This is a genomic window from Microscilla marina ATCC 23134, from assembly GCF_000169175.1.
Classification (GTDB): Bacteria; Bacteroidota; Bacteroidia; order Cytophagales; family Microscillaceae; genus Microscilla; species Microscilla marina.
In genome coordinates this window covers 124,085-150,000 of record NZ_AAWS01000007.1, presented here as the reverse complement: position 1 = coordinate 150,000, position 25,916 = coordinate 124,085, and the positions used below count along the sequence as shown (strand labels likewise).

The following is a 25,916-nucleotide window of genomic DNA, read 5'->3' as shown; positions in this document are numbered from 1 at the left end:
CCATTGTTCGTTTTTCGGAGTGCAAAAGTGCAAGCTTTATTTTTAATATCCAAACCTGAGGTAAAAAAATTGCGATCTTTTTTTTTGATCGCTGTCGCTTGACTTTATTACTCAACTATTCAAAATCAAAACAAACCATTGTTCGTTTTTCGGAGTGCAAAGGTGCAAGCTTTATTTTTAATATCCAACAACTTGAACAAAAAAATAACGGTAAACTTTACCGCCGCATTTTTAACTCTTTTTCAACTCCTTTAAATCAAATCCCCTTTGAAATTTGTGAATGCAAAGGTAAGCTTTTAGTTATAAACTACAAGCACCTACGCTAAAAAAAGCTAAATTAGTAGTTTTACCTATACCTGGCTAGTAAAGGGTTATAAGTCTCTAGATGTATATTAGTATATAGGTGGGGTTCATCCATCAGGCTACTCCTACTATATGGAACGAGAACTCAGGGCTTATTTTTTATACCTTATTACATACCGCCCACTTTCTCTTCCTCTAACAGAGATGTTTATATAACTGCAACCTTTTGGGTTAGCTCTATGTCATTGGGGTAAATTTATTCTATTTAAACCCATATTATTTTATGAAAAATCAATTAAGAATTTTAGGAATTGTGTGCTTATTGGCAGTTTTCAGTTTTAATTTATCTGCCCAAAATACCGAAACCCGTACCCCAGGATCTTTTAATAGCTTAAGCATTGGTCTTGCAGCTAAGGTAGAGCTTAGTGAAGGAGGTGCTGAATCGATAAGAATAGAAGCAAACGGAGTGGAACTAAATCAAATAGAAACTAACGTGGAGGATGGGAAGTTACGTATAAGATGGAAAAAGGGGTACCGTAACTGGAAACGTCGCAAAAATGTGAAACTATGGATTACTTACCGTTCTTTGAATAAGATAGGTATTGGTGGATCGGCTTCGGTAGTTGCTAAATCAACTTTAAAAGGTAATCAATTAAGTCTTTCAGTGAGTGGCTCAGGTAACTTGACAGCACAAGTAGCTGTAACAAATCTTAAGACCAGTATTTCAGGATCAGGGAGTTTACGTATATCAGGTAAGGCAAATGACCAGTCTATTAAAATTAGTGGATCAGGTAGTATTAGAGCTTTTGAATTGGCATCGACAGCCGCTACAGTTAGAATAAGTGGGTCGGGTAGTGCACGTATACAGGTAAAAGACGCTATCACGGCACGTATTAGTGGATCGGGCAGTGTGAGATATAAAGGAAATCCATCTAAAATAATGAGTAAGAGCAGTGGATCGGGTAGCGTTCGTAGTGCCAACTAATATAGTGAATTCTAAAACACCTACACCTATTTTAATTTATCATATCATGAAATCAATTTACCAACTGTCCATAGCCACATTATTGGTTGCCTTTATATATACATGTGGATATTCGCAAAAACATAAATATGTTCACAATTCTAACGGTGATAAAATCACTGTTGACTATGAGGGTAAAATCACCTTGGCCGATAATGACAAAAGCATTGCTGCTATTTCTGATTTTGGCTATTTTCGTTTTAAAAAGAATAGCCAGGAAATATATATCAAGGCGGAAGCCGGAGGAAAACTGACTTATACTTATTATGTACGGGGCAAAAAGAAAAGTTATGAACCGGAAGGAAGAGCTTGGTTTGAAAATGAGTTGCCTCAATTAATCCGGGAAAGTGGTTTTGCAGCAGAGTCTAGAGTGGCTCGTTTTTATAAACAAGGAGGAACTAGTGCGGTATTAGATGAAATTAAGCAACTTGAAAAGGACTATGCTCAATATAAGTACTTTAAGTATTTACTAAGGAATCATCCAGTAAAGAACACTGAACTTACAAATGTTGTAGATCTAATAGGCACAGAAATAAAGTCTGATTATTATAAGGGCAAGATATTACGTAATAATCACCAAAAGTTTTTACAAAACACGAAAACGACCTCTTCTTATGTAAAAGCTGTGGCAAATATCAACTCTGACTATGAAAAAAGTAAGGCTTTGCGTAAAGCTTTGCAACAACACTTACCGGATCAACTGATGGTAAAAGTAATAGATGCTTCTATAGGAATAAATTCTGACTATGAAAAAAGCAAAGTGTTAAGAAGTATCACATCTAAAAGGCCACTTAGTAAAAAAGCTTTGGACAAGGTGTTGGTTTCTACTATTAGTATAAACTCTGATTATGAAAAAAGTAAAGTACTCAGGAGTATATTGGTGAGTAACTCATTGAATGATCAACAAATGGTAAATGTTATTAATACTGTAAAGAAGATAGGCTCAGACTACGAGAAGAGTAAAATATTAAGAAAAGCGTTGATTAAATCACCATTGAGTGAATTTCAACTAAAAACGATTCTTGATGTAACAATGGGTATTAACAGTAACCATGAAAAAGCTAAGGTGTTGATGAATGTAGGTAAAAAAATGCCTGCCAATAATGCTGCACTCAAAAAACAGTTTACAAAAGTAGCTAAAACGATTAACTCTGACCATGACTATGGCAAAGTAATGCGAAGCTTGAATAAATAAGTAAAGTCGATTTTATAAATTTATGATAGGCATTAGGTGTAGACAACACCTAATGCCTGTTTCTATTTTGTGGTGAGCAAGTTTTGAATAATATTTAAAGTGTTTTGCCTCCAGTCTTTTAGCTCTATATCTAACAAAATAAAACTATTAGGGTTTTTCAGGTTTTGAGATAAATGGGTGATCCCTATCAATTGCGCCCAGATATTGATAAATAAAGTAGCTGGTGGCAACTCTGACGTGATGCTATGGTCTTGCTGTCCATTTGTAATTTCAGTTATCATTACTTTTAAAGGGCGTAAAGCTATTTTTCGAACTTTACCAGCATACGTCATTTGATTAGTAGCACGCCATTGGTTAGTTTTAATCAATGTATAGTAGTCTAGTATGATTTGATGATGTTGAGGGCATTGTTGGCAAAAGTCAAGGTACCCCTTACCATAAGCCAGTATTTTTTCCAATCCGTTTTTCCCTTCTATATTGACTTGCTCCAACACCGTGATAAACTTTAAAAAGGAATGATAGATTACAGCCAGGTACAAGTTTTCTTTGGTTTCGAAATAACTATATATAGTTGTACGGCTACGCTTGGCGGCTTTACTTATATCTGAAATATTGGTATGAGTAAAGCCTTTCATAAAAAAGACCTCTTCTGCCTTGGTAATAATATAAGTCAGCTGTTGTTCTTTGAGTGTGTCATTCATTGTGCTACAAAAATCATAAAAAGAATTTGTCGAGCAAAAAGATGGCAGAAAATAATCTTTGTCCTTTGGTACAATTCATAATACGCTTCTTACTCGTGATAACTTTGCAAAATCATTTAAAAAATCTATATTGTTTGAAAATGAACACTATGTTCATTTTATTACTTCAACACTAACTCATCGTACCAATGAAACACAAGGTGTATATATTAAATGGTGCCCAAACTGACTTTGCTATCAACTGGCATAGAGAAGAAAAAGGCATTGATGAAATATTAAAACAAGCTTTCGTTGTAGCAGCGGATCAAAGTCAACTAAAAGTGAGTGACATCCAATGTGCCCATGTAGGCAATTTTGTGGGAGAGTTGTTTTGTGGACAGGGACACTTAGGGGGACTATTTGCCAGTATACACCCTGACCTTGAGGGGATTCCAACAGCCAGGCACGAAGCAGCCTGTGCATCAGGAAGTATGGCTGTGTTAGCAGCTATGCGTGACATCGAAGCAGGATGGTATGACTTGGCATGTGTTGCGGGGGTAGAAATGATGCGAAACGTAGATGGTGCGACTGCGGCTAATTATTTGGGGGCAGCGGCCTGGGTAGGTAAAGAAGCTAAAAATGCTCAATACCCTTGGGTGGCTATGTTTTCGGAGGTTACAGACTATTATCGAAATAATTTTGGGCTAAAGGAAGAACACCTTGCGGCAATTGCTCAAAATAATTATGCCAATGCTCAACTTAACCCACTTGCCCAAACCCAACATTGGAAGCTTGAACCTACTGCTTTTGGCAATGACCCGACCTTGAACCCTGTAATAGAGGGCTGCATTCGGAAATCAGATTGCAGCAGGATAACTGACGGAGCAGCGGTTGTATTTTTAGCTTCTGAAACTTATGCTCGAAAATACGCTCAGCAAAGAGGCATTAGCTTTGAAAGCCTCCCTTATATCAAGGGTTGGGGGCACAGAACGGCTCCTATGCTACTGCAGGACAAACTTCAAAATAAAGTACCTCAAGGTGCTTACCCTTTCCCACATTTACACCACACTATTCAAGAGGCGCTTACCAGAGCAAACCTTCCCTCGTCTCAAGTGCTTGATGCCATTGAAACACACGATTGTTTTACTATCTCAGAATATGTTGCCTTAGAGCATTTTGGCTTGGCTGCTCCTGGTGAAGCCTGGAAAGTGATAGAAAACGGCTCTTTTAATCTTGGTGGGACCATTCCAGTAAATCCAAGTGGAGGGTTGATTGGTACAGGACACCCAGTAGGAGCCACTGGTGTACGCATGCTACTAGATGCATACAAACAAGTGAGTAATCAAGCGGAAGCTTATCAGGTAGAGGGCGCTAAAAATGTAGGCATCCTCAACATTGGTGGAAGTTTTACCACAATTGCCAGCTTTGTAGTAGGTGTTTAGCACAATATAATCAAGGCAATGAGCTTTTGCTTGTGCCTTACAATACACTCACTAAAAATTATTGCACAATGAAAAATGATATAATGAATTATGCCTTGGAAATGGCCAATCCTTACTTACTAGGACCTTATGCTCCTGTTTTTGAAGAAATAGTGGCAGATAACCTTGAGGTAATAGGTGAAATTCCGCAAGATATTCATGGAACTTATGTACGTAATGGTCCCAATCCTCGATTTGAACCCGAAGGTCATTACCATTGGTTTGATGGCGATGGTATGCTGCATGCCATTCAGATAGAAAATGGAAAGGCTATTTATAGAAACCGTTGGATACGTACAAGCAATTTTAAAGAAGAAACTCAAGCCGAAAAATCGTTATGGCAGGGGTTAATGGGGCGTTTTTCGGCAAACAAAGATCGCCCGTGGAACAGGGGGGTACCTTTAAAAGATACCGCCAATACTGCGGTGGCTTACCATAATGGTAAATTGCTGGCAGGTTGGTATATGTGTGGAGACTTGTATGCCATAGACCCGGTAACCTTAGAAACCAAAGGGGTTGAAAGTTTTGGAGGAACGCTACAGTCTAAAGCAATGGCGCATGTAAAGGTAGATGAACACAGTAATGAAATGATGTTTTTTGATTATGAGCTTACCAAAGCTTATATAGCTTACGGGGTGGTGGATGGCACAGGTAAAGTTACTCATTTTACTAAAGTAAAGACGCCTGGTCCAAGAGTGCCACACGATATGGCTATTACTGAAAATCATTCTATCTTGATGGACTTGCCTTTGATCTATGACTTGAGTGTAATGGTGAGTAAGGGCAAGGCTGCTCCTGTTTTTCAGCGTGAACTGCCCAGTAGGTTTGGTATTTTGCCTCGCTTTGGTACTGCCGATCAGGTATGTTGGTTTGAAGCCAAACCTTGCTACATTTATCATACTATCAATGCTTGGGAAGAAGGTGATGAAATTATTATGGATTGTTGTATTAACCCTGAACCAACCCCACAAAAAAAACTACCGCCAAATGCTACTCCAGAAGAAAAACTAAATGCTTACTTACGTTTAGATGCGCATTTGTACCGTTATCACTTTAATATGAAAACAGGACAAACCAGGGAGTATGCCTTAGACGACAGAAGTACAGAGTTTCCTTTAATGAATAGCCAATATTTGGGGCGTAAGTCACGTTTTGCCTATAATCAACACCTTGACTTATCGGAAAAACTGAGGTTTGACGGCATAGTAAAGTATGACACCCAAAAACAAACAGCAGAAACTCATTGGTATGGTGATGGGGTATCGGGCAGCGAATCGCCTTTTATTCCTAAGCCTCATGCTAAAGATGAAGATGACGGCTATGTCATCAGTTTTGTAACAGACGCCCGTACCGACTTGTCAGAGGTAATCATTCTGGATGCTAAGAATATCGCAGATGCTCCACTTGCCCGCATTAAGCTTCCTCAACGGGTGCCACTTGGGTTTCATGCTTGTTGGGTAAACAGCGACCGGATTTTCAATTAAAAGAAAAAATGCATTGTTGAAGCAAACTTCTAACAATGCATTTTTTCAGTATCATTTCGTTATTGTAGTATTGTTTTGAGCAAATGATTCTACTAACTCAAGCGCAATATGATCTCCAGAATCATTGCCATAATGAGCATGCTTTATCACTAAGTCTTCATCAATCAAAAAATCGGCAGGTATAGCATCGGGGTGAGTGCCAGACTCTAAGGCATCTCCTGTAAACCCGTCTTTTTCGGCATTTGCAATATCTTGCATACGTCCTGCTGCCTTTAAAGCCTCCAGGGTAGATTTCTCTGGTGAAATCTCGGCTTTGTATATGTCGTAGAGTTTTCGGTCGGGATCAGATATGATGTGTAAATTCTGCTGTTTTAATAAGTTGTCTTTAAAGAAAGTGCTTTTCAGAAACATTTGTTTGCGCGATTCATATACTACTATCACCCGAAGGTTTTGCTCGCGCAACTTGTCTAGGATTAATGACAACTGATATAAATGCCAACTACACAAAGGGCACTTGGTGTTGCGTAAAAAAGCTAAGAATATTTTTTCCTCTTTCAAATGCTCATTGATTGAAATAGGTTTGCCAGTAATATCTTGTGTAGAAAAATGGGGGGCAGTTTGTCCAGTATAGAGTCTCATAAGTCGTATTTTATTATTGTAATTGTATTACTTAAATATACTTATTTTTGCCTCAGAAGGCAAAAAATTTTAGACAATGCAAAACTCTGAGGATGTCAAACCGCCTATATGTTCGATAAAGCAATGTATTATGATACAGGCTTATCTGCTATCTTTCCTTAAGTTTACCTAACTTTGCTTTTGGGTTTAAATTAAATAATGAGAGTATTATGAGCAAATACCACCAACCTGTCATGTTGAAGGAGTGTATAGAAGGGCTGGCCATCAACCCTGACGGTGTTTATGTAGATGTAACCTTTGGCGGTGGTGGGCACTCCAAGGCTATACTAGAGCAACTCAGCGAAAAGGGTAAATTGTATGCATTTGATCAGGACGCTGACGCCAAGCAAGAAGCCAAGGAAATTGATCACCCAGGGTTTTACTTAATCAGGGCAAACTTTCGCTACCTGAAGAAGTACTTAAAAATGTACGGGGTAAGTAAGGTAGATGGCATTCTGGCTGATTTGGGTATTTCTTCACACCAAATAGACACTCCTGAACGAGGATTTTCTACTCGTTTTGATGCTTATTTGGACATGCGCATGAGCGAAAGTATTGAGGTAACTGCACAAGATGTAGTGAATGAATACAGTGAATCGGAGCTGCATAAGATCTTGGGTATGTATGGCGAACTAAAAAATGCCAAAACAGTAGCTAGTACTATAGTGAGGGCTCGCCAAGATGCAGCTATTAATACAGTAGAAGAGCTAAAATCTGCAGTAAAAAGGCACGCTCCAAGAGGCAGAGAGTTTAAGTTTTTTGCTCAGGTATTTCAGGCACTCAGAATTGAGGTAAATGAGGAAATACAAGTACTGGAAGTAATGCTAGAGCAGGCTGCAGAGGTACTTAAGCCTCAAGGCAGGCTAGTAGTCATGTCTTATCACTCGCTGGAAGATCGTCCAGTGAAAAATTATATCCAAAAAGGAAGATTTAGAGGGGAAGCTGAAAAAGATATGTTTGGGAATGTTCTTAAACCTTTGCGTGCCATCAACCGAAAGATAATTACGGCACAAGAGGAGGAGATAGCGTTAAACAACCGGGCAAGAAGTGCCAAATTACGGATTGCTGAGAAGTTATTTTAATTTTTATACAGACAATGGTGAGTTATTCTTATCCCATACAAAAAGTGATAGTGGGTGATCATATTGACCTGGCCTATATAACAATAGGTGAAGGTACACAAACCTTGCTATTTGTACATGGTTTTGCCAGTCATATACCTGTATGGGAGAAGAACATTCACATACTCAAAAAATATTATCGCTGTGTTGCTTTAGATTTACCAGGGCACGGATTTTCGGCAAAAAAAGACTATCCCTATTCTATAGATTTTTATGCACAAACGGTACGGCAGTTTATAGAAAAACTTTCGCTTAAAGATGTAGTATTGATTGGGCATTCTATGGGTGGACAAATCGCCATTACACTTGCCTTGCAGTATGCTAAGTTATTTTCACGCTTGGTGCTGGTGGCACCAGCAGGGTTTGAGACATTCAATGAGACTGAAAAACAGTGGCTCTCGCGATTTACTCCTGGCCATGTAATAGCCAGTTCACAGTACTTTAGGTGGGTGCTCAATTTGAAGAACTATTTCTATGATTTGGAACCTCAGGAAATCGCAAAGCTACAGGATTTAAACAGGGATTTTTTTTCGCTTGCCTCTAACCCTTATTTACACCAAATATTAGCCAACTCGGTAAGAGGTATGGTGCAGGCTCCTGTATTTGACCTTTTGCCCCAGCTTACACTACCTACGCTTGTGTTTTTTGGAAAAGATGATCAGCTTATTCCTAACAAGTTTTTGCATCCTCATTTGTTCAGTGAACAAGTTGCCAGGAAGGGAGCAGGGCAAATAAGAGCAAGCACGCTTGTGTTATACAATAAGGCAGGGCATTTTTTACAGTATGAACAACCCTCTCATTTTAACATTGACCTGTATAAATTTTTAACTCCTGAGACATTTGGGCCATAAGCTACTTCATCATACCACATTGTTGCTTTTATACCCTGTTTAAACTTCTAATTTTTCTTTCACAATATCAATCAGATTATCTCTGTTGGCTGCGCCTTGTATAAGGCTTAATGGTATACGCAAAGTTGTGTCCTCTTCATCAGATAAGGTCATCAAGGTTTGGCGAGGGTTTATGCTTACATCTACCGCCTTGGTTAAGTCTATGGTTTTTTTACCTGTAAATAGCGTTAAGTTTACACTTAATTGATTGCCTTGTAAAGTTACCAGTGGGGTAGTTGCCTCCCAAATTCCCATTATTAGTGCCAATATAATCATTGCAAACATTACGATATTGTAACCAGGGAATAGCTCTCTAGAGCCGTAGTTTAGGTCTACTGACAAGCTAAAGGTAAATGCTACAACTACAAAAAACTTAGAAATATAAGAAAAGGCTTTTCGTTTAAACACTTGTTCACTTGGCATGTTTATTTGGTTAAATTATAGAAATACTTATATTAAAATTTAATCTTTTCGAACAACAAAAATCAAGCAATATTTCTTCCTGTTTTGCCCTGAATAATTCAAAATCATTTACTTATCTGACTTCATGAGAATTTGAGGTTATACAATAATTAGAACACTTGAAAAGTTTACTATTAAGTATTCTAGCTGTGAGTATTTGAATAAGTTAACACACTTACCATATCTTGAATTTGTTATATTTTCCCAAATATATTTTAAAAGGATTCAAGTATCTGGATTATTTTTTCCATAATTTTGTACCACAACACGTATAGAGTATAGTGATCACACAAAGTATTATAAAGTTTAAACTATAGAATTTTTACCATCACATGTATCGATATAAGTACTTCATTTCTGCATTTATTTTTACTTTATTACTTGGAGGGGTGGCTCCCTACACTTTAGCCCAAACTCCTACCCCTAACAAAAAAGATGTATTGGAAACAGATAGTATTCCAGAGATAGACCTGGATACAGAAGAGGACGAACTACTGGGGATTAAAAAGAAGCGTAAAAAAAAGAAACGTAAAAAGAAAAAGCGTGATAAAAAGCGTTGGTTTGGGTATAGTACTAAAAAAACCTACGTTCGAAATCGTTCCAGGCGTTATGAACTAGAAATTGTAAGGTATTTGGATGAATGGCCTGACTTGGAGCAAGACCGCGATAAATATGTACAAGAAATTTATTATTATGACGCCAAGCGTCGCAGGGTACGCTCAGCTAAATGGGCAAAAATAAGGGCTCGCCTCAAAAAAGGTGATAAACTATACTTACTGCACGGTTTATACCGTAAACAAATCAATAAAAAACTGAGGGAAAAAGGTTACTTTTTTATGGGTATGAAACACAGCACCTGGGAAAAATTTGACCGTAAGTACATCTTATTAACCAAAGAAAAGTATAACCGGGGTTGGCGAAAAAACTCCAAAATTAGCTACTATGATGGTAGTAATGGACAAAAAATAAAAGAAGTGATTCCGATGTATCATAAGACAAAACATGGGATGTATTATTTCTTTTATGACAACGGCAGGATAGCCATCAAAGGGAAGTATCAATACAACCAAAAAATAAAGCGCTGGACTTATTATTATAAAGGTGGAAACCGTAAAAAAATGGAGCAATACCCCAATCGCTTTTATCAAACGCTTTATAACAAAAAAGAAACACCATTTGATCTTTATCGCTGGAACGCCAGAGGACAACAGACTTATGACTATACCAGGGATTATAAAAAAGGAAGAAAATAGAAAACACTGAGTCGTTTACATACAACTACAAAAGCCGATCGTAATGATCGGCTTTTTTTATGGTCATACTATCGGCTCAGGCTAAACGAAAAGTATTGATTTACATTATAGCTTGCCCGCCCATCTTTGGTGTCGGGAGGAGCTGCACATTGATCTACAATCATATACCCTATTTCTTCATCACGTGAATCAATTTTAATGGTCACAGTTACATTCACAAAAGGGATAAACTTGATAGGAATAGGGATTTCTCTGTTCAAAATCTTGATTTGTTGGTCATCTTCTACAAAGTGCGCCAGAAATACTTGCCCCACCTTGTCTTCATCCCACATAAACAAAGACTTATTGCCAGGATTCCACCACTTGTCTTTGATATCTTTGCGTTTCCTTGGTTCTAAATTGTCATAAAACCTAACTTCCTTTTCTTTTGTAAAGTTATGGGCTATGTCACCTACAAAGATACGCACATCTACCTCAGGAGCACCTGCTGGCCAACCTTCATAATAGTTTAGACCTGCTTTAGTAAAATACATTCCATTTAGTCTTTCTACTTTGTCAATAGAACGATAGCAACCGGGGTTAGGGTCTCCGCCAGTAGGCCCCGAACCACCAGTACTACCTCCGCCTCCACCAAGTCCACCACCATCGCAAGGTTCAATGATGTAAAAAGACTCTCTGCCATTGGGCATAGTGTAATAAGGTGTTTTTCGCTTCATTTCTTCTTCACACAAAGCAATCAATCGCTTATTGCTTTGGAGATATTGCTGATACTGGCCAGAGGTTTTCAAGCGTTCGTTCCAGCCTACTACAATCACAGGCTCGTCAGGTTCATTCTGAGCGTCTATCCAATAGGCTTTGCCACTGGCATCAAATGCTTTGATGTGTGAAGTGGTGCGATCATCATACCCCTCAGGCAACACCGCTACTTTAGGCGTATACACTCCCGTTTTCCAGTTGTGTAAATGTACTGGCACTGCAATATTTAATAAAGGGTTTTGAGATAGTATACGGTCAATCAATACTTCCTTATTTGTGGTTCGCTGCTTATTAGTTGGCAAGTTAGCTTCAATATATTGGCGAAATGATTTACCAGCTATTTTTGCACTGCTTGCTTTACCAAACAGTATATCATAATCACCATCAAACCTTTTAGCCGCTTCTTGCTTTACAAAGTTTCTCAAATCGGCACTTTCCAACGACTTGGCTAGTGCTTGAGCAAAATCAGCCATATCCTGATCAAGGTCAGTTACAATATTGGCCTTGCTTAACACAACGTTAGGTTGAGGGCTTACCTCTTGTTGTCGTTGATTACAAGCAAGCATACCGTAGGTAAGTGTTACTGCCAGCAGTATATTTCTAATAAATGGTTTTCTCATTGGATTGAATATTTCTTTTAGAGAGATCAAAAAAAAGAGGCTGGCGGAATAGAATTATTCGTTACCAGCCCCTTGTTGATAGGTAATGCTATTAGGTTAGCACATAAAATATTAGTGACTTAACTCAAAAGAAAAGTATTGGTTAAGGTTATAACAGCTTCTACCACGAGTATCTGGAGGAGAAGCACACTTATCTATAGTCATCCCTCCCATGTCTTCGTCTTTGGTATTGATCTCAATCTTGATATCCAAAGCAAGTTCTACCTCACCTACTACTGGAAGTTTTACTTTAAACTTGGGCTTTACACTGATACTTTTTACAGACACACCTGGCTGATAATCATCCTCTACAAAGTGAATATAGATTACAGATCCGTGTACATCTTCGTCCCAGTACAGTAAAGATAGGTTGCCAGCTTCCCACCATTTATCTTTGATGTCTTTGCGTTTTCTAGGCTCTAGGTTATCAATAAAGCGTACGCGCTTGGCTTCATCATAATTGCGACTTTCGTCTGGAGTATACACACGAACATCTACCTCTGGTGCACCAGCTGGCCATCCTTCGTATTTGTTTAAACCAGACTTAGTAAAGTACATTGCTTTTAGGCGCTCATAAGACTTTCCATCACGGTAACAGTCGCTATCAGTAGTAGGTCCTGATCCCGAACCTGAACCTGAACCTGATCCTGATCCCGAGCCTGAACCACTACCAAGTCCTCCTCCATCGCAAGGTTCAATCAAGAAGTAAGACTCTTTTTTGTTAGGAGTAGTATAATAAGGAGCCTGACGTTTCATCATTTCATCACACAACGTAGGTACTAACTGTCTCATTTTCAAACGCTCTTGAAACTCTGCGTCGGTTTTTAGACGCTCGTTTCCGCCCAATACAACTACTGGTTGCGTTGGTTGAGTTTGTGCGTCAATCCAGTGTTCGTTACCATCAGTATCATAGGCCAAAATATGACTGGTTTTTTGGTCATCATAAGCCTCAGTCAATACGGCTACTAAAGGCTTATAGCTGGCAGTATTCCAGTTTTCAATATTTACAGGAACCGCAATGTTTAATAATGGATCATTGTTTAAGAGGTCGGTCAAAAACGCTTGTTTATTTACACGGCCATTGGTTGGCACCAAGTGTTTGGCAATGGTTTGCTCAAGGGTTTGCCCGCCAACTTGAGCATCTTTAGACTTTCCATAAAGAATATCAAAGTCTCCATCAAACTTTTTGGAAGCTTCGTCTTTGATAAACTCACGTACTCCTGAATTGCTCATTGACTGAGCAAGCGCCTTGGCAAAATCAGCACGGTTCTGGTCTAGCCCAGTGCGTACTTCAGCTTTATTAGTAATAGGTGTAACAGGTGTAGTAGGTGTGACTGTTTTCTCTTGTTGAGTACAAGCAAATGTGCCTAATACTATGAGCACAATCAACCAGTTAATACGATTAAATATTCTCATTTTGGGTTAAAATAAGTTATGTTTAGTGATGCCTACTCTTTTATACAGCTTTTCGGCAATCGCTTTTTCTGATAAATATGTTAAAGTTAAGTACCCCAATATTACACGCCTTTAACTCCATGTCGGTACCATTTTTATTGGGGTGAGTTGTTTGGTTATTGTGCTACAAAAGACCGAAAAAGCCGGGAAAGCAACTTGGACTTATGTTGAAAAAAATTGAACTTATGGGTAAAACAAGAGGTGCATAAAAAAAGTACAACAATTACCACCTCAAATACAACAATCAGATAGGTTCAAATAAGAGGAGAAGTGAATGATTGGTTTTGTATGCTCATAAAGCGGGGCAGTCCTGCTACACTTTATAACTCATCAGAAGTTAAAGATAAGCCTTTATCAATGGCAAGTAAAGAAAGGGCTATGGGTACAAAATACAAAAAGCCAGTTACTACGCTGGCTTTTTGTTTTAAACAACTACTATTTATCGAGTCAGGTATATAGTCAGTTTCGCCCCTACTACCGGGTTCAACTAACCAACTGTTTCGATCATAACTGGTACTGAAAATACAATATTTTAAAAAAAGTTGGCAGCCTATAAACAACTGCCAGCTTTTTAGTTTGTGAGTATACTTTTAAAATGAACTTGTACTATAAAGTTACTCCTGCGTTATGCTAAACATTGTTACACTTCAAAATCACTCTTAGCATAAAAAAGGTATATCACACTTTATGCTTTTTCAAGAGTTTAGAGATTGATTGATACAAAAGTAGGTAAATACAGCGTGTAAGACCGGGTAATGGTGGGTAAGCCTGAGAAAACCTGCCTAAGAGTGCGCTAAATATAAAAATAGTCTGCCTCATTCGAACATTTCTAGTTGGTCTATTTCTCAAAGTTTGTTAGCAGCTGATCTTTTACAAGGTAATGAAGTGATATTTGGGAGGTAAGGAAAAAATGGTTATTGGTTTTGTGTAGGACATAAAAAAGCGGAAAACGCTGTAAACAACACATGGTAGCAAAATAATTCTATCTACCAAAGTTACTACAGTGTTTGGTGGCTTGATAAAAGTAATGTGTATTCAAGATATAGATCTTTCACTCAACCGTTGAACAAAAGATCTTTGTAAAAAATTAGTTGTGTGTGCCTGATGTGATTAGGGTTAAGCTATTTGTATTTCTGATAAATGCTTTAGTAAAATAACCACACAACTTACATTTTTTGGTTGATTCTCCAATGCTTTACATAGCTGCGAACTACTAAATGTAGTTTAACTCATTGGGCATCCCGAGCTTGTCATAAATCTCTTTTTGTTCTTTTGGAGAAACAAGTCGATGTTTAAGTTTTATATTCTCTTGTTTTAACCAATTGTACAAAGTTTTGCGGCAAACGCCATATTCCTCGGCAATCTGCTGCCTGCTCTTGACTTTATTCATTGTTTTAATAGCAGAGTTAAGGGTTAGTGTAATGTTTAATTTAAAGCCCAAAATTATAAAATATTTATCAAGCTAAAAAGCCTATACGAACAATCCTTAGATTATTATAATCATTTGTTTAAGAAGTTATAAACCCTTGAATACAAACAAAATAGCCTTTTTTATGAGTTTTACAAGGTATTGTCTATCCTTTGTCTATCTTTAGCTTTCAAAAAACATTAAACTTGGAATAATTAAAATTTAAGTAACGAAATTAAGTATCTATATCCAAGCTAAAACGGCAAATATTCATCATTAAACACACAACTTATACAAACACTTGCCTCACAAGCCATCTTGGTTTTATTATACTCAAATATCATATAGTTAAAATTTTTAAGTATTAATACTCAAAAAAGCTTCTACTCAGTGGCTAATTTCATAAGTAATACTACTTGTGTAATCTCCTTTTTTTTGTGGCTCGCCAAAGTTTTTTTTTGCCCAAGCTTACTACAATAATAGCAAAGGATTAATGACCGCTTTCAAAAAATTTCTAATTTTGTAAACGAATCTTTAGTTTTTACAAAAATTATCCTCTATTGTGGGGTAATGTATGATGAAACAATAAATGATGTGTCAGGGTTTTTGCCCATCAAACATATCACCTCAGCATCAATGCTCCCGGATAACGCTTTAAACATACTCTAAGAAAAAAGTTCAAAACCAATGGTGTACGATCCCAAACAAATAGAACCTAAATGGCAGGAATACTGGCAACAAAATAATGTTTACAAAACAGAGATAGATCATAACAAGCCAAAATATTATACTTTGGACATGTTTCCTTACCCATCGGGCAAAGGTTTGCACATAGGGCACCCCCTCGGCTATACTGCGTCAGATATTATGGCACGTTATAAAAGAATGAAAGGGTTTAATGTGCTGCACCCTATGGGGTTCGATTCATTTGGTTTACCCGCCGAACAACATGCCATTGATACAGGACAACACCCTGCCGTTACTACTGAACAAAACATTGCGACTTTCAAAAGTCAGTTATCAAAACTAGGGTTTTGCTTTGACTGGAGTCGTGAAATACAGACTTCCAGCCCTGAGTACTATCAGTGGACTCAGTGGATTTTTATGCAACTGTTTAACTCTTGGTTTAATTATGACACCAATAAAGCCGAAGCTATTGATACCTTGTATGCGGCTTTTGAGCAAACTGGCAATCAATCTATCAATGCGGCTTGCGACGAAGACGTGGTTGAGTTTACAGCAGAAGAATGGAAGGCTTTTACTGAAGAAGAAAAATATAAAATATCGTTGCAATACCGCCTGACGTATGTGGCAGACTCAGTAGTAAACTGGTGTCCAGCCTTGGGAACAGTATTGGCAAACGATGAAATTAAAGACGGTGTATCGGAACGTGGTGGCCACCCGGTAGAACGCAAAAAAATGAAGCAATGGTCTATGCGCATTACTGCATATGCCGATCGCTTGTTGCAAGGATTGGATAAAATAGAATGGTCTGACCCTTTGAAAGAAATGCAACGCAACTGGATTGGTAAGTCACACGGTGCCGAAATGGACTTTAAAGTAGATGGACATGAGGTTACTTTGACCTGTTTTACTACCCGCCCCGACACTATCTATGGAGTAACCTTTATGGTGATGGCTCCTGAACACGATTTGGTAGCACAATTGACTACTCCTGAGCAAAAGGCTGAAGTAGAAGCTTATGTAGAAATGGCTAAAAACCGTTCGGAACGTGAACGCCAAAGTGAGGTGAAGCGAGTGTCTGGTGTATTTACTGGTTCGTATGTGATGAACCCTATTTCGGGCGAGAAAGCCCCTTTATGGGTAGCCGACTATGTTTTGGCTGGGTATGGTACTGGCGTAGTAATGGCGGTACCAGGAGGCGATGAACGCGACTTCCGTTTTGCCCGCCATTTTAACCTGCCAGTAACTGCTGTAGTAAAAAGTACTCGGTTGGATGAAAAAGGTGAAGTAGTGGAGGCGAACCCTACCAAAGACGATGTCATGATTAATTCGGGCTTTTTGAACGGAATGACTTGTCTGGAGGCTATTCAGGCAGTGATAAAAAAAGCTGAAGCAGATGACACCGGCAAAGGTAAGGTAAACTTTCGTTTGCGTGATGCAGTATTTAGCCGCCAACGTTATTGGGGAGAACCTGTACCAGCTTATTTTAAAAATGACCTGCCTTATATGATTAAAGAGGAAGAGTTGCCTTTGACTCTACCCGAAATAAGCGAATATAAACCTACAGCTGATGGAGACCCTCCTTTGGGCAGGGCCAAGGGCTGGTTGTATCAGGGACAATATCCTTACGAGTTGACGACCATGCCAGGTTGGGCAGGATCTTCGTGGTATTTTGCCCGTTATATGGATGCCCAAAATGCAGAAGAGTTTGTAAATAAAGAAAAAGCTGCTTACTGGAATCAGGTAGATTTATATATTGGAGGTACCGAACATGCCGTGGGACATTTGTTGTATGCGCGCTTTTGGGCACACTTTCTCAACGACCGTGGTTTCTTGCCTTATGGTGAGCCTTTTAAAAAGCTGATTAACCAAGGAATGATCCAGGGTAATTCGGCGATTATCTACAGGTTAAAAGAAGATGCCAGTAAATATATATCTGCCAAACAAAAGGGCACATATAAGGCTGAAGACTTGGTAGAAATTCATGTAACAGTGAAAGCGCTGACGGGTGAAGATACACTTGACTTGAATGTGCTACGTGAATGGAAACCAGAAGATTTTAAAAATGCCACATTTGTAGCCGATGCTGATGGTAGTTTTTACTGCGACCGCAGGGTAGAAAAAATGGGGAAACGTTATCATAATGCCATTAATCCTGACGATGTAATTGCGGACTACAGTGCTGATACTTTGCGTTGTTATGAAATGTTCCTGGGTCCATTGGAACAGTCAAAGCCCTGGGATACTAAAGGGATTGATGGGGTACATAAGTTTTTCAGAAAGATGTGGCGTTTGTTCCATAGTTTTGACGATCAAGGGGAGTTTGATACTACCCAGGGGACATCTACCGATGCTGAACAAAAAATTATACATAAGGCTATCAAGCGGGTAACAGAAGACCTGGAACGTTTTTCTTTTAATACTCCAGTAAGTACCTTGATGATTTGTGTGAATGAATTGACCGATGCGAAGTGTAACAAGCACGAGATTCTGGAGAATTTATTATTGATTGCAGCTCCTTATGCCCCTCACATTGCTGAAGAGCTTTGGGCAAAAATGGGACACGTAACCAGTATTCATTTGGCTGACTTTCCTACACACAATGAGAAGTATTTGCAAGAGAGTTCGTTTGAATACCCTATCTCTATCAATGGTAAGAAACGTACCACTATTAATGTGCCTTTAGATATGCCTAAGGGTGATATAGAGAAACAAGTACTTGCCAATGAGATTGTACAGAAGTGGTTAGAGGGCAAAGCACCTAAAAAAGTAATCGTGGTACCCAAGCGCATTGTAAATGTAGTGATATAGTAGTTGACAGTATTCAGTCGATAGCTTCTACAGCCTCAAGTCCTTAGATGCCGATGCACATCGGTGCTTTTAGCGATAAGCTTCAAGTTTGACGCTGCTCTACAAGCAACTTACCGGTTTTATAGGACGTTGATTTTTAGCGGTTTATAAAATCGGCAGATGGAAGTCCACAGCGCTAATAGGGTAGTTAATTAATTGAAGTTGCGAGGTACAAGCTTCAAGTGCCAGTTATATTCGCACCTGAAATATATAAATAGCTGGAAGTTAAGTTTTTACAGTTTATATACTGCAACTTGGGTTAATTAGGAATAGTACTAAAATAAATTTACATTTTTAACGTCATATTTCGCTGACAGAATTCGTTAAAAAAACTTGACGTAGCGCTGCTATGACGCCGTCCCGCAGGGCTGGCTCAACATCCACTGGATATTGCCTCTCCTGACAACAAAATATTTTGGCGTTACTATAGAACTTTATTTTTACACCATTCCTTAGAAAAAAATTCGCATAAATTTATTTTTCAAAAAAGGCATCAGGTAATTTTATCTGGTGCTTTTTTGATTTATGAGACTGTTTCATGGTTTTTAGAAAAATATTAGTCCTACCTGACATATTTTAAAACTTGTGTAGTATAAAATTTCTTGAAAGACCTCATATATATCTAAAAACCTGCTTAGTTATGACTATGATCATTTTTTGAAGTACAGCAAAAACTAAAATCAACTCAGATTAATATAACTTTTTGCTTCCTCCCTATAGATTGGTACTTGTTTTTAAAATAAAAATTATTCAAGCACTTCATTTTTAGCTTTTTATTAGTGATTTTTGATTGATCTATGATTTTCCATGAGAAGCCCGTATTGTGGGGTGTCAAAACTGGTAATTGCCAAAAATTGCGATTTGTAGGAGGGGTTTATCTTTTTTTGGCATTTTTTTTAACATACTATATCATAACCATCAAAGAGAATACAGCAAAGAATAGGACTTATGCTTGGATTTAGAAGTTTATTACAAAAGAAGTTACAAAAACAACTAGCCCCTTTTTATTCTCGCAATGACATCAAAAAGGCCACAGAATATTATGTGCCCACACAATGCCAGAATATAGCACCATCGAAAGAACACGAACCTGGACATACACACGCTTTTGCTACTAAGGAGAGTCTGATTCCATTTTTTATGGATAAGGTATTTAATAACAAGAGTCAGACTGACCGCTTCTTTATTATTATGGCAGACTCTGGGATGGGTAAGACAACTTTTATGATTAACTTGTATGCTACTTATATAAAAAAAAATGGGGCAGATAATATTGAACTTATTCCCTTGGGGTACCCCGATGCATTGACAGAAATAGACAAAATACAACCTCACAAACGAAAAAAAACGATTTTGTTGCTCGATGCATTTGATGAAGACAATCACGCCATCAAAGATTATCAATCGAGGTTGAAGCTTATTTTGCAAAAAGCCAATGATTTCAAAGAAATCATCATCACTTGTCGCACGCAGTTTTTCCCCTCAGAGGTAGAAGAGCCTAAAGAAACAGGGGTACTTAAGTTTGGTGATAATGGCGGAGAATATGTTTTTCGCAAACTGTATATTTCTCCCTTTGATGACTTGGATATTAAAAAATACCTCAAAAAGAAGTATTCCTTCTTTAGAAAGAAAAAACAACAGAAAGCCGAAGAAATAGTCAAACAATCGCCCAATCTGATGGTGCGCCCTATGCTGCTAAGCTATATAGACGACTTGATTGAAAGTAGTCAAAAATATGAACGTACTTACCAGATTTACCAGGAGCTGATCAAAAAATGGATTCACCGGGAGGTGCAACGTCGCCCTAAGGGCAAGCAAGAGTACCAGGAACAATTGTATAAATTTTCGCGGGTAATAGCCAACAACATTTACGAAAACCATAAAAAACGAGAAGGTTTTTTTATTGAGGGTAATGAGGTGTTACACTTTGCCCGACAACAAGAGGTTGACCTCCAGGAACTAGAGCTCAAAAGTCGTTCGTTGCTCAACCGTGACGTACAGGGGCGTTATAAGTTTTCGCATAAATCTATTCTGGAATACTTTCTCGCGCTAGAGGCTTTCGAGAATGATGCTTTCATCAAGGATGGAAATTTTGATGGCATAGAGCAAACCGAGGCTTTTTTGCAAGAGATGTATTATGACAGGGCTATTCAGTTAGATGGGGAGTTTCGGCTCAGCACCAATGTGACGAACCAGCCATTTGGAAACCTGAAGCTCTCAGGGATGAAAAATGTGGTCTACATATCTATCAAAAAGATAGATTCTAAGGTGTTGAGGATATTAAAAGGGTTTACTAATTTAGAAATATTATCATTGTACAATGTTTCTATCATGCAGAATAAACTCAAAGCATTTTTGTACAATGCCGAACTAAGCATAACTCGTAAGTACTTGATAGATGCCAGCTTTGTACAAGATTTGACTCACCTTGAGAAGGTAGATTTGAGCCATAATCAAATCACAGATACTGTCATTTTTGAGAAAATGCACAGTTTACAAAAACTCAATTTGAACAATAATAAGGTAAGTAATATCAATACACTGGGTAAACTGGATAAAATTACAGAACTTAACCTAAGCAATAATCGCATTGAAGATATTTCACCTTTGGTCAATCTACGCAAGTTACAATCGCTCAAGCTACAGAACAATAAAATTACTTCTACTGAAGAACTGAAGGCTTTCAATCAATTGACTATTCTTGATATAAGCGAGAATGATCTTGACCAACAAGACGTAGAGGCGCTTCAGGCTGCTTTGCCTAATTGTAAGATTACTTTTTATTAAAATCTGAGCCCAATTGCTTTTACCAGCTCAAAGAAAGTGAACATTTTGCCCCCCAAACAGGCTTTAGAGAATATTGGCTAAATATGCTTCAGCATAAAAAGCAGGAAATAATTCCTGCTTTTTAGTATTTCTTCCATCTACCGATTTTATAAGCCTTTAAAAATCAATGCACTATAAAATCAGTAGATGTCTCAGTATCTAAGGGCTTGCCCCTATACTACCTACTGAATGGTTTCTAATATAGCGTGGCTAAGGTGTTCGGCAGCTTGTACAAAAGCATACACAGGCTTGACCGTAGCGCCCACTTTCTTTTTTTCAAGCTCGGCAGTAAAGGCCAGGTCAAGGGTAATGCAACCCAGTGCATTGGCTCTCAACACCGATTGATATAGGATTTGCTTATAAGTATTGTGGGTACGTACATACTCATAATTTAAACCTACTGCCAACGCATTATACCTGCTGCCATTGCGGTAACTAAACAATACACCTACTACTTCATCGCTGCCTTTGAGATACAAACGAATGATGTCATAATTGGGATCATTATACATCATTTCAAACACTGCATAAGGCAGTTCAAACACGTTCATTTCCAAGGCTTTGTCAAATACATTTTTGTATAGCTCAAAGCAAGTACGCTTTTCTGGTTCGGTGGTAGGCTTGTCAAACCTTACGTCAAATTGATCGGTATATTTTAAAATTTCTTTGCGTAGGCTATAGCGGTACTTACTGCTCAAAGTTTGCAAGTATTCTTCTTGGCTGTTCCAGTTGACATGCTCTACTACACAGTTGTTGGGCAGTTGGTAGGCAATGAGCCCTAACTCAAGCATCATATCTTTTAGATCTTCGCTCTCGGTCTGGTCAAAATCCCTTAAAATAAGTTTGCTGGCACCTTCTTGTTCTACTACTTGTTGAATTTGCTCAATCAGTTTTTCTAACCCTTGCTTCCATTGTGGGTGCTGTCGGTTCATATATACTGACTTCCCCATAGAGAACATAGTACCTGTAACCACCTGCTTGGATGTAAGGTAGTAGGGGTCTACCATTCTCATTTCTTCTACCTTGGCCGATACTTCGGCATCGGCAAACATATCGTCTTTGACCCAGGCGCTGGTAAAAAATGCCAACGTCACTATTTCACCTCGTTCATCCGTCACTTTATGAAAGTAAAACTGGGCATTGTCTTCTTTTCGTGGATGATTAGAAAAGGACATTTGTAACTGACGAATGTTATTGTAAGAGTGACACCCATCATCAGTACCCAAGTACTTGTCCCATTCCTTAGAATCTATAGATTCAATTGTGCGGTATAACTCTTCGTGCAATTGTAGTGTATCATCTTCTTTGCTTTCCTTTTCGGTTACCTGCTCTTCAAACACGATCTCAAAAGGAGGTAATTTAAAGGTTTTGGCTACGTGGGCAATGCTACTGCCTTCTTCTTCTAAACCCAATACATACTCACGCTGCAAAGCCACCAACATGGCGTCTATTTCTTGGTAAGTATGGTGGGCTGTAATCATAAAACGAATCCCACCTTTCTTCATAGGCACTGCCGGAAAACCTGCCGAATTTAGATAAAAGCCGCGTTGTTTCATCCGGTCAATTATATTGCAAATAATACGAGTAGTACCTGCACAAATAAAAAATAATGGGGTTTCAGAAGGACAGTATTGAGGCAAGTTTAACTCTTCAATACGTTGGTTGGTATAAGCTATCTTTGCTTGCAATTCTTTTTGACTCTGCTCAAACGTGGAGGTTTGGTGCAATTTAGCGGATGCAATCGCCGCCCCTAACATAGGGGGCTGAATGGGCCCCGAAAAGATCAGGGTGCTCCCACAGTTTCTTACTTTATTGCGCATTTCTTCGTTGGGGAACACAATCAAGCCACCTGCCGAAGCAAAAGACTTGTTTAATGAAGTGGCCAACACCATTTTGTCGTGATGCGCCATTTTGCTACGTACATAGCCTACCCCATTTTCACCTGTCCATCCCATTCCGTGGGCGTCATCTATATACAGGTGGAACTGCTTGTAAGTATTGAGCATTCGCTCTAGTTCTTTCAGGGGTGCCCCATCACCATACATAGAGTATACGCCGTCTGCCAAATACCATATTTTTTTATGTTTATTCTGTAATTGTTTGATCTTCATTTCTAACCCTTCAGTAGAGTTATGAGGAATAATATAGATAGGTACTTTACGCGCCTTTAATATTTGTGTAGCCATTTGTACACTTGAATGTACTTGTAAGTCTAAGATGACTGCGTCGCCCTCTTCTATAATTACCGGCAAAGCAGCCAGATGTCCCAGAGTGGTACTTGCGGTAGCTATTAGTGGCTTTTGGAAAATATTATGAAGCTCAGCTTCGAGTTCGTCATAAAGCCCTAGTGAAAGGTAAGTACGTGAAGTAGAAAACTGTGTACCGTAACGTTCTAAGGCATCTTGTGCTCCTGCTTTGAGGGCGTTGTGGTATTCTAACCCCATATAGCTACATGAGCCAAAATTAATAAGTGATTGGTCTTTGATTGTAATCTGAGTACCTGATAAGCTTTTGTCTGTGGTAGAGTTCAAGGTAACCCCTTTGTTGGCACCATAAACTAAAATTTGATTCAATGTATCTAATGCTTTTGACATTTTGATGAGTGGTTTTTAAGAGAGAGAATTGTTTTACCTGATTTTGTTTTGAGTACTCGCTTATATAAAGCAGGGCTACTTTATTTTGTAATCGTTTCAATACAAAAAAAATATTTTTTTTACAAGACACTTAGCTCAAAAAAAAGGGCTCACAAACTACAACACACAACCTTAACCCACTACAAATCAGTATTTTATTAGTAAAACCATCACCACACATAAAAAAGTATAATTGTACTTTATAACGCCTGCTAACTTTTAGAGAATATCAGTTTTTAGCCATAAAAAAAAGCCTTTTCAATGAAATGATTCATCAAAAAAGCTTTTTAAACAAGAGACTCTATAGTCACTTTTTATCTGGCAAAAGTTTCTAGTTGCTCCATCAACTTTTGCAAGCCAATGCGGTTTTGTTGCAATATGCCTTCTGTCCAGCCAAGCTCTATTTGTAGCTCTTGAGCAATGGCTTCTACGAGCTCTTTTACCGAGTGAATATCAAAATATAGCCTTCCAGTTCGTCGGTTAAAGAAATCGCCTAAAGTATGTACAGCTTCGTTTTCAAGACAAAAATGTAGCTCAGCCATTGCCAGGCATAATTGAGGTGAGTAAGGGGGATTTTCTTGTTTTTGCGCAGCATATTTTTCCAATACATCTTTGGTTTGGCTTCCATAAGTGCCCACTAGGTATCCCGCCATATAATCTTCAAAGCCTTCTGTGGTTAATTGTTGGCTTACTTGAGCTATATAGTCTTTGACTGCCTTTGCCGAACCAAACTCTCCACCTATAATTGTAATATCTTTAGTTTGGCATTTGTCATTCCGCTTCATTTTACGCACTACCAAGTCTACCACACGTTGCGACATTTTTCGATAGCCCGTCAGTTTACCTCCAGCAATAGAAATTAGCCCTGAAGCCGACTCAAATATTTCGTCTTTACGCGAAAGTTCAGAAGGTGATTTACCCTCTTGATGGATCAGTGGGCGCAAACCAGCCCAGCTCGACTCTATATCGTTTAGTGTGAGGTTAACTTCTGGAAAGGTATCATTGATTGAGTTAAGCAAATACTCAGCATCGGCCAGGGTAGTGCGTGGTTCTTCCATTTTACCTTTATAGTTGGTATCAGTAGTTCCTATGTAGGTGATTTTGCCACGTGGAATCGCAAAAATCATTCGGCCATCAGGTACATCAAAATACAACGATTGCTTGAGAGGCAATTTCTCATGACTTACCACCAAATGTACTCCTTTGGTAAGGTGAAGGCGTTTGCCCTTGAGCGAATTATCTTCTTTGCGAATGGTGTCTACCCAAGGTCCCGTAGCATTGACCACATGTCGAGCTTTGATGGTAAACACATGTTCAGTCAGCTGATCAGTTACCTCTACTCCTTGCAATTGCTCGCGTTTATACACCAGTTTGGTGGCTTTGCAATGGTTAGCACACAAGGCGCCATATTTTGCCGCAGTTTTTATCACACCTATAGTCAGGCGGGCATCATCGGTACGGTACTCAGCATAATATCCCCCTCCTTTGAGCGTGTTTGGGTTTAGCAAAGGTTCTTTTTCAAGGGTTTGTTTTTTTGATAACATCTTACGGCGATCGTCTCCTTTTACCCCAGCCAGCAAATCGTAAGTCCATAAGCCAAAAGATGTCATCAACTTTCCATAATTACCCCCTTGTACCAATGGGAGCAGCATTTTTTCAGGAATGACCAAGTGTGGGGCGTTCTTATGCACAATGGCTCGTTCGCTACCCACTTCTTTTACCAGTTTTATTTCTCCTTGTTTCAAATAACGTAGTCCACCATGAATCAATTTGGTAGATCGGCTACTGGTACCTTGGGCAAAATCCTGTTTGTCGATCAGGGCTACCTTCAAGCCCCTTGAAGCTGCGTCCAGGGCAATACCAGCCCCAGTAATTCCTCCTCCTATCAATAACAAATCATAAGTCTCTTCAGAGAGTTTATTTAATAGTACCTGACGGTTTTTTGATGACAATAAATTCATTATGTTGTTTTTCTTTTAGTCTATAGCGCCTTTTCAATGCTTGGTTGTAGGTACTTGGCGCTTGGTTTTCACCTGGTGCTGCCAAGAAAGAATGTAATTACACATAGCTGATT

General features: G+C 38.6%; 17 protein-coding genes. 9 read left to right on the top strand and 8 right to left on the bottom strand.

Annotated elements, in window-relative coordinates:
• The first annotated feature begins 625 nt into the window (after window positions 1–625).
• Together M23134_RS07955 and M23134_RS07950 are read left to right on the top strand one after the other, a co-directional pair.
• Window positions 626–1,288 (top strand): head GIN domain-containing protein, encoded by a 663-nt coding sequence (locus M23134_RS07955; RefSeq protein ID WP_198144993.1) that lies wholly within the window; start codon window positions 626–628, stop codon window positions 1,286–1,288.
• Entirely contained in the window at window positions 1,257–2,522 is a 1,266-nt protein-coding gene (locus M23134_RS07950; RefSeq protein WP_198144992.1) for a hypothetical protein, read from the top strand. Before M23134_RS07955 ends, M23134_RS07950 begins: the two co-directional genes overlap by 32 nt.
• A gap of 62 nt (window positions 2,523–2,584) precedes the next feature.
• Here the strand turns inward: M23134_RS07950 and M23134_RS07945 are convergent, their stop codons facing one another.
• On the bottom strand, window positions 2,585–3,223 hold the full coding sequence (locus M23134_RS07945; protein ID WP_002695241.1) for a TetR/AcrR family transcriptional regulator: 639 nt from the start codon (window positions 3,221–3,223) through the stop codon (window positions 2,585–2,587).
• Between the two features lie 188 nt (window positions 3,224–3,411).
• Between M23134_RS07945 and M23134_RS07940 the strand changes: the two genes are divergently transcribed.
• Both M23134_RS07940 and M23134_RS07935 read left to right on the top strand, forming a co-directional pair.
• Window positions 3,412–4,644: an acetyl-CoA acetyltransferase gene (locus M23134_RS07940; RefSeq protein ID WP_002695240.1), complete on the top strand. Its 1,233-nt coding sequence runs from the start codon at window positions 3,412–3,414 to the stop codon at window positions 4,642–4,644.
• A 68-nt stretch (window positions 4,645–4,712) separates the two neighbouring features.
• Window positions 4,713–6,167, top strand: a complete 1,455-nt coding sequence (locus tag M23134_RS07935) for a carotenoid oxygenase family protein (protein WP_002695239.1) — start codon at window positions 4,713–4,715, stop codon at window positions 6,165–6,167.
• Window positions 6,168–6,218: 51 nt separating this feature from the next.
• Here M23134_RS07935 and M23134_RS07930 read toward each other — a convergent pair whose 3' ends face one another.
• Entirely contained in the window at window positions 6,219–6,806 is a 588-nt protein-coding gene (locus M23134_RS07930; protein WP_002695237.1) for a redoxin domain-containing protein, read from the bottom strand.
• 209 nt (window positions 6,807–7,015) lie between these two features.
• Between M23134_RS07930 and rsmH the strand changes: the two genes are divergently transcribed.
• Together rsmH and M23134_RS07920 are read left to right on the top strand one after the other, a co-directional pair.
• Complete coding sequence (gene rsmH, locus M23134_RS07925; protein ID WP_002695236.1) at window positions 7,016–7,927, top strand: 16S rRNA (cytosine(1402)-N(4))-methyltransferase RsmH; 912 nt, start codon at window positions 7,016–7,018, stop codon at window positions 7,925–7,927.
• A gap of 14 nt (window positions 7,928–7,941) precedes the next feature.
• On the top strand, window positions 7,942–8,817 hold the full coding sequence (locus M23134_RS07920) for an alpha/beta fold hydrolase (protein ID WP_002695235.1): 876 nt from the start codon (window positions 7,942–7,944) through the stop codon (window positions 8,815–8,817).
• Between the two features lie 39 nt (window positions 8,818–8,856).
• On the opposite strand, the gene M23134_RS07915 is transcribed toward M23134_RS07920, so the two are convergent.
• Window positions 8,857–9,279, bottom strand: a complete 423-nt coding sequence (locus M23134_RS07915; protein WP_002695234.1) for a hypothetical protein — start codon at window positions 9,277–9,279, stop codon at window positions 8,857–8,859.
• Between the two features lie 371 nt (window positions 9,280–9,650).
• Here M23134_RS07915 and M23134_RS07910 point away from each other — a divergent pair, with 371 nt between their 5' ends.
• Entirely contained in the window at window positions 9,651–10,571 is a 921-nt protein-coding gene (locus M23134_RS07910; RefSeq protein WP_002695233.1) for a toxin-antitoxin system YwqK family antitoxin, read from the top strand.
• Window positions 10,572–10,639: 68 nt separating this feature from the next.
• Here the strand turns inward: M23134_RS07910 and M23134_RS07905 are convergent, their stop codons facing one another.
• The 3 genes from M23134_RS07905 to M23134_RS40450 form a co-directional block, all read right to left on the bottom strand.
• Window positions 10,640–11,947: a DUF3103 family protein gene (locus M23134_RS07905; protein WP_002695232.1), complete on the bottom strand. Its 1,308-nt coding sequence runs from the start codon at window positions 11,945–11,947 to the stop codon at window positions 10,640–10,642.
• 111 nt (window positions 11,948–12,058) lie between these two features.
• Window positions 12,059–13,402 (bottom strand): DUF3103 family protein, encoded by a 1,344-nt coding sequence (locus tag M23134_RS07900; protein WP_002695231.1) that lies wholly within the window; start codon window positions 13,400–13,402, stop codon window positions 12,059–12,061.
• A gap of 1,252 nt (window positions 13,403–14,654) precedes the next feature.
• Window positions 14,655–14,831 carry a helix-turn-helix domain-containing protein gene (locus M23134_RS40450; protein ID WP_082226531.1) on the bottom strand — a complete coding sequence of 59 codons (177 nt, stop codon included), beginning with the start codon at window positions 14,829–14,831 and terminating at the stop codon, window positions 14,655–14,657.
• Window positions 14,832–15,536: 705 nt separating this feature from the next.
• Between M23134_RS40450 and leuS the strand changes: the two genes are divergently transcribed.
• A complete protein-coding gene (leuS, locus tag M23134_RS07890; RefSeq protein WP_002695228.1) occupies window positions 15,537–18,344 on the top strand; it encodes a leucine--tRNA ligase in 2,808 nt (935 codons plus the stop codon).
• Between the two features lie 987 nt (window positions 18,345–19,331).
• The gene (locus M23134_RS07885) at window positions 19,332–21,170 is read left to right on the top strand and encodes a leucine-rich repeat domain-containing protein (RefSeq protein WP_002695227.1); all 1,839 of its coding nucleotides are present in this window, start codon (window positions 19,332–19,334) and stop codon (window positions 21,168–21,170) included.
• Window positions 21,171–21,391: 221 nt separating this feature from the next.
• Here the strand turns inward: M23134_RS07885 and M23134_RS37695 are convergent, their stop codons facing one another.
• Together M23134_RS37695 and M23134_RS07875 are read right to left on the bottom strand one after the other, a co-directional pair.
• Complete coding sequence (locus M23134_RS37695; RefSeq protein WP_002695226.1) at window positions 21,392–23,803, bottom strand: bifunctional aminotransferase class I/II-fold pyridoxal phosphate-dependent enzyme/GNAT family N-acetyltransferase; 2,412 nt, start codon at window positions 23,801–23,803, stop codon at window positions 21,392–21,394.
• Window positions 23,804–24,156: 353 nt separating this feature from the next.
• A complete protein-coding gene (locus M23134_RS07875; RefSeq protein WP_002695225.1) occupies window positions 24,157–25,803 on the bottom strand; it encodes a glycerol-3-phosphate dehydrogenase/oxidase in 1,647 nt (548 codons plus the stop codon).
• Window positions 25,804–25,916 lie beyond the last annotated feature (113 nt).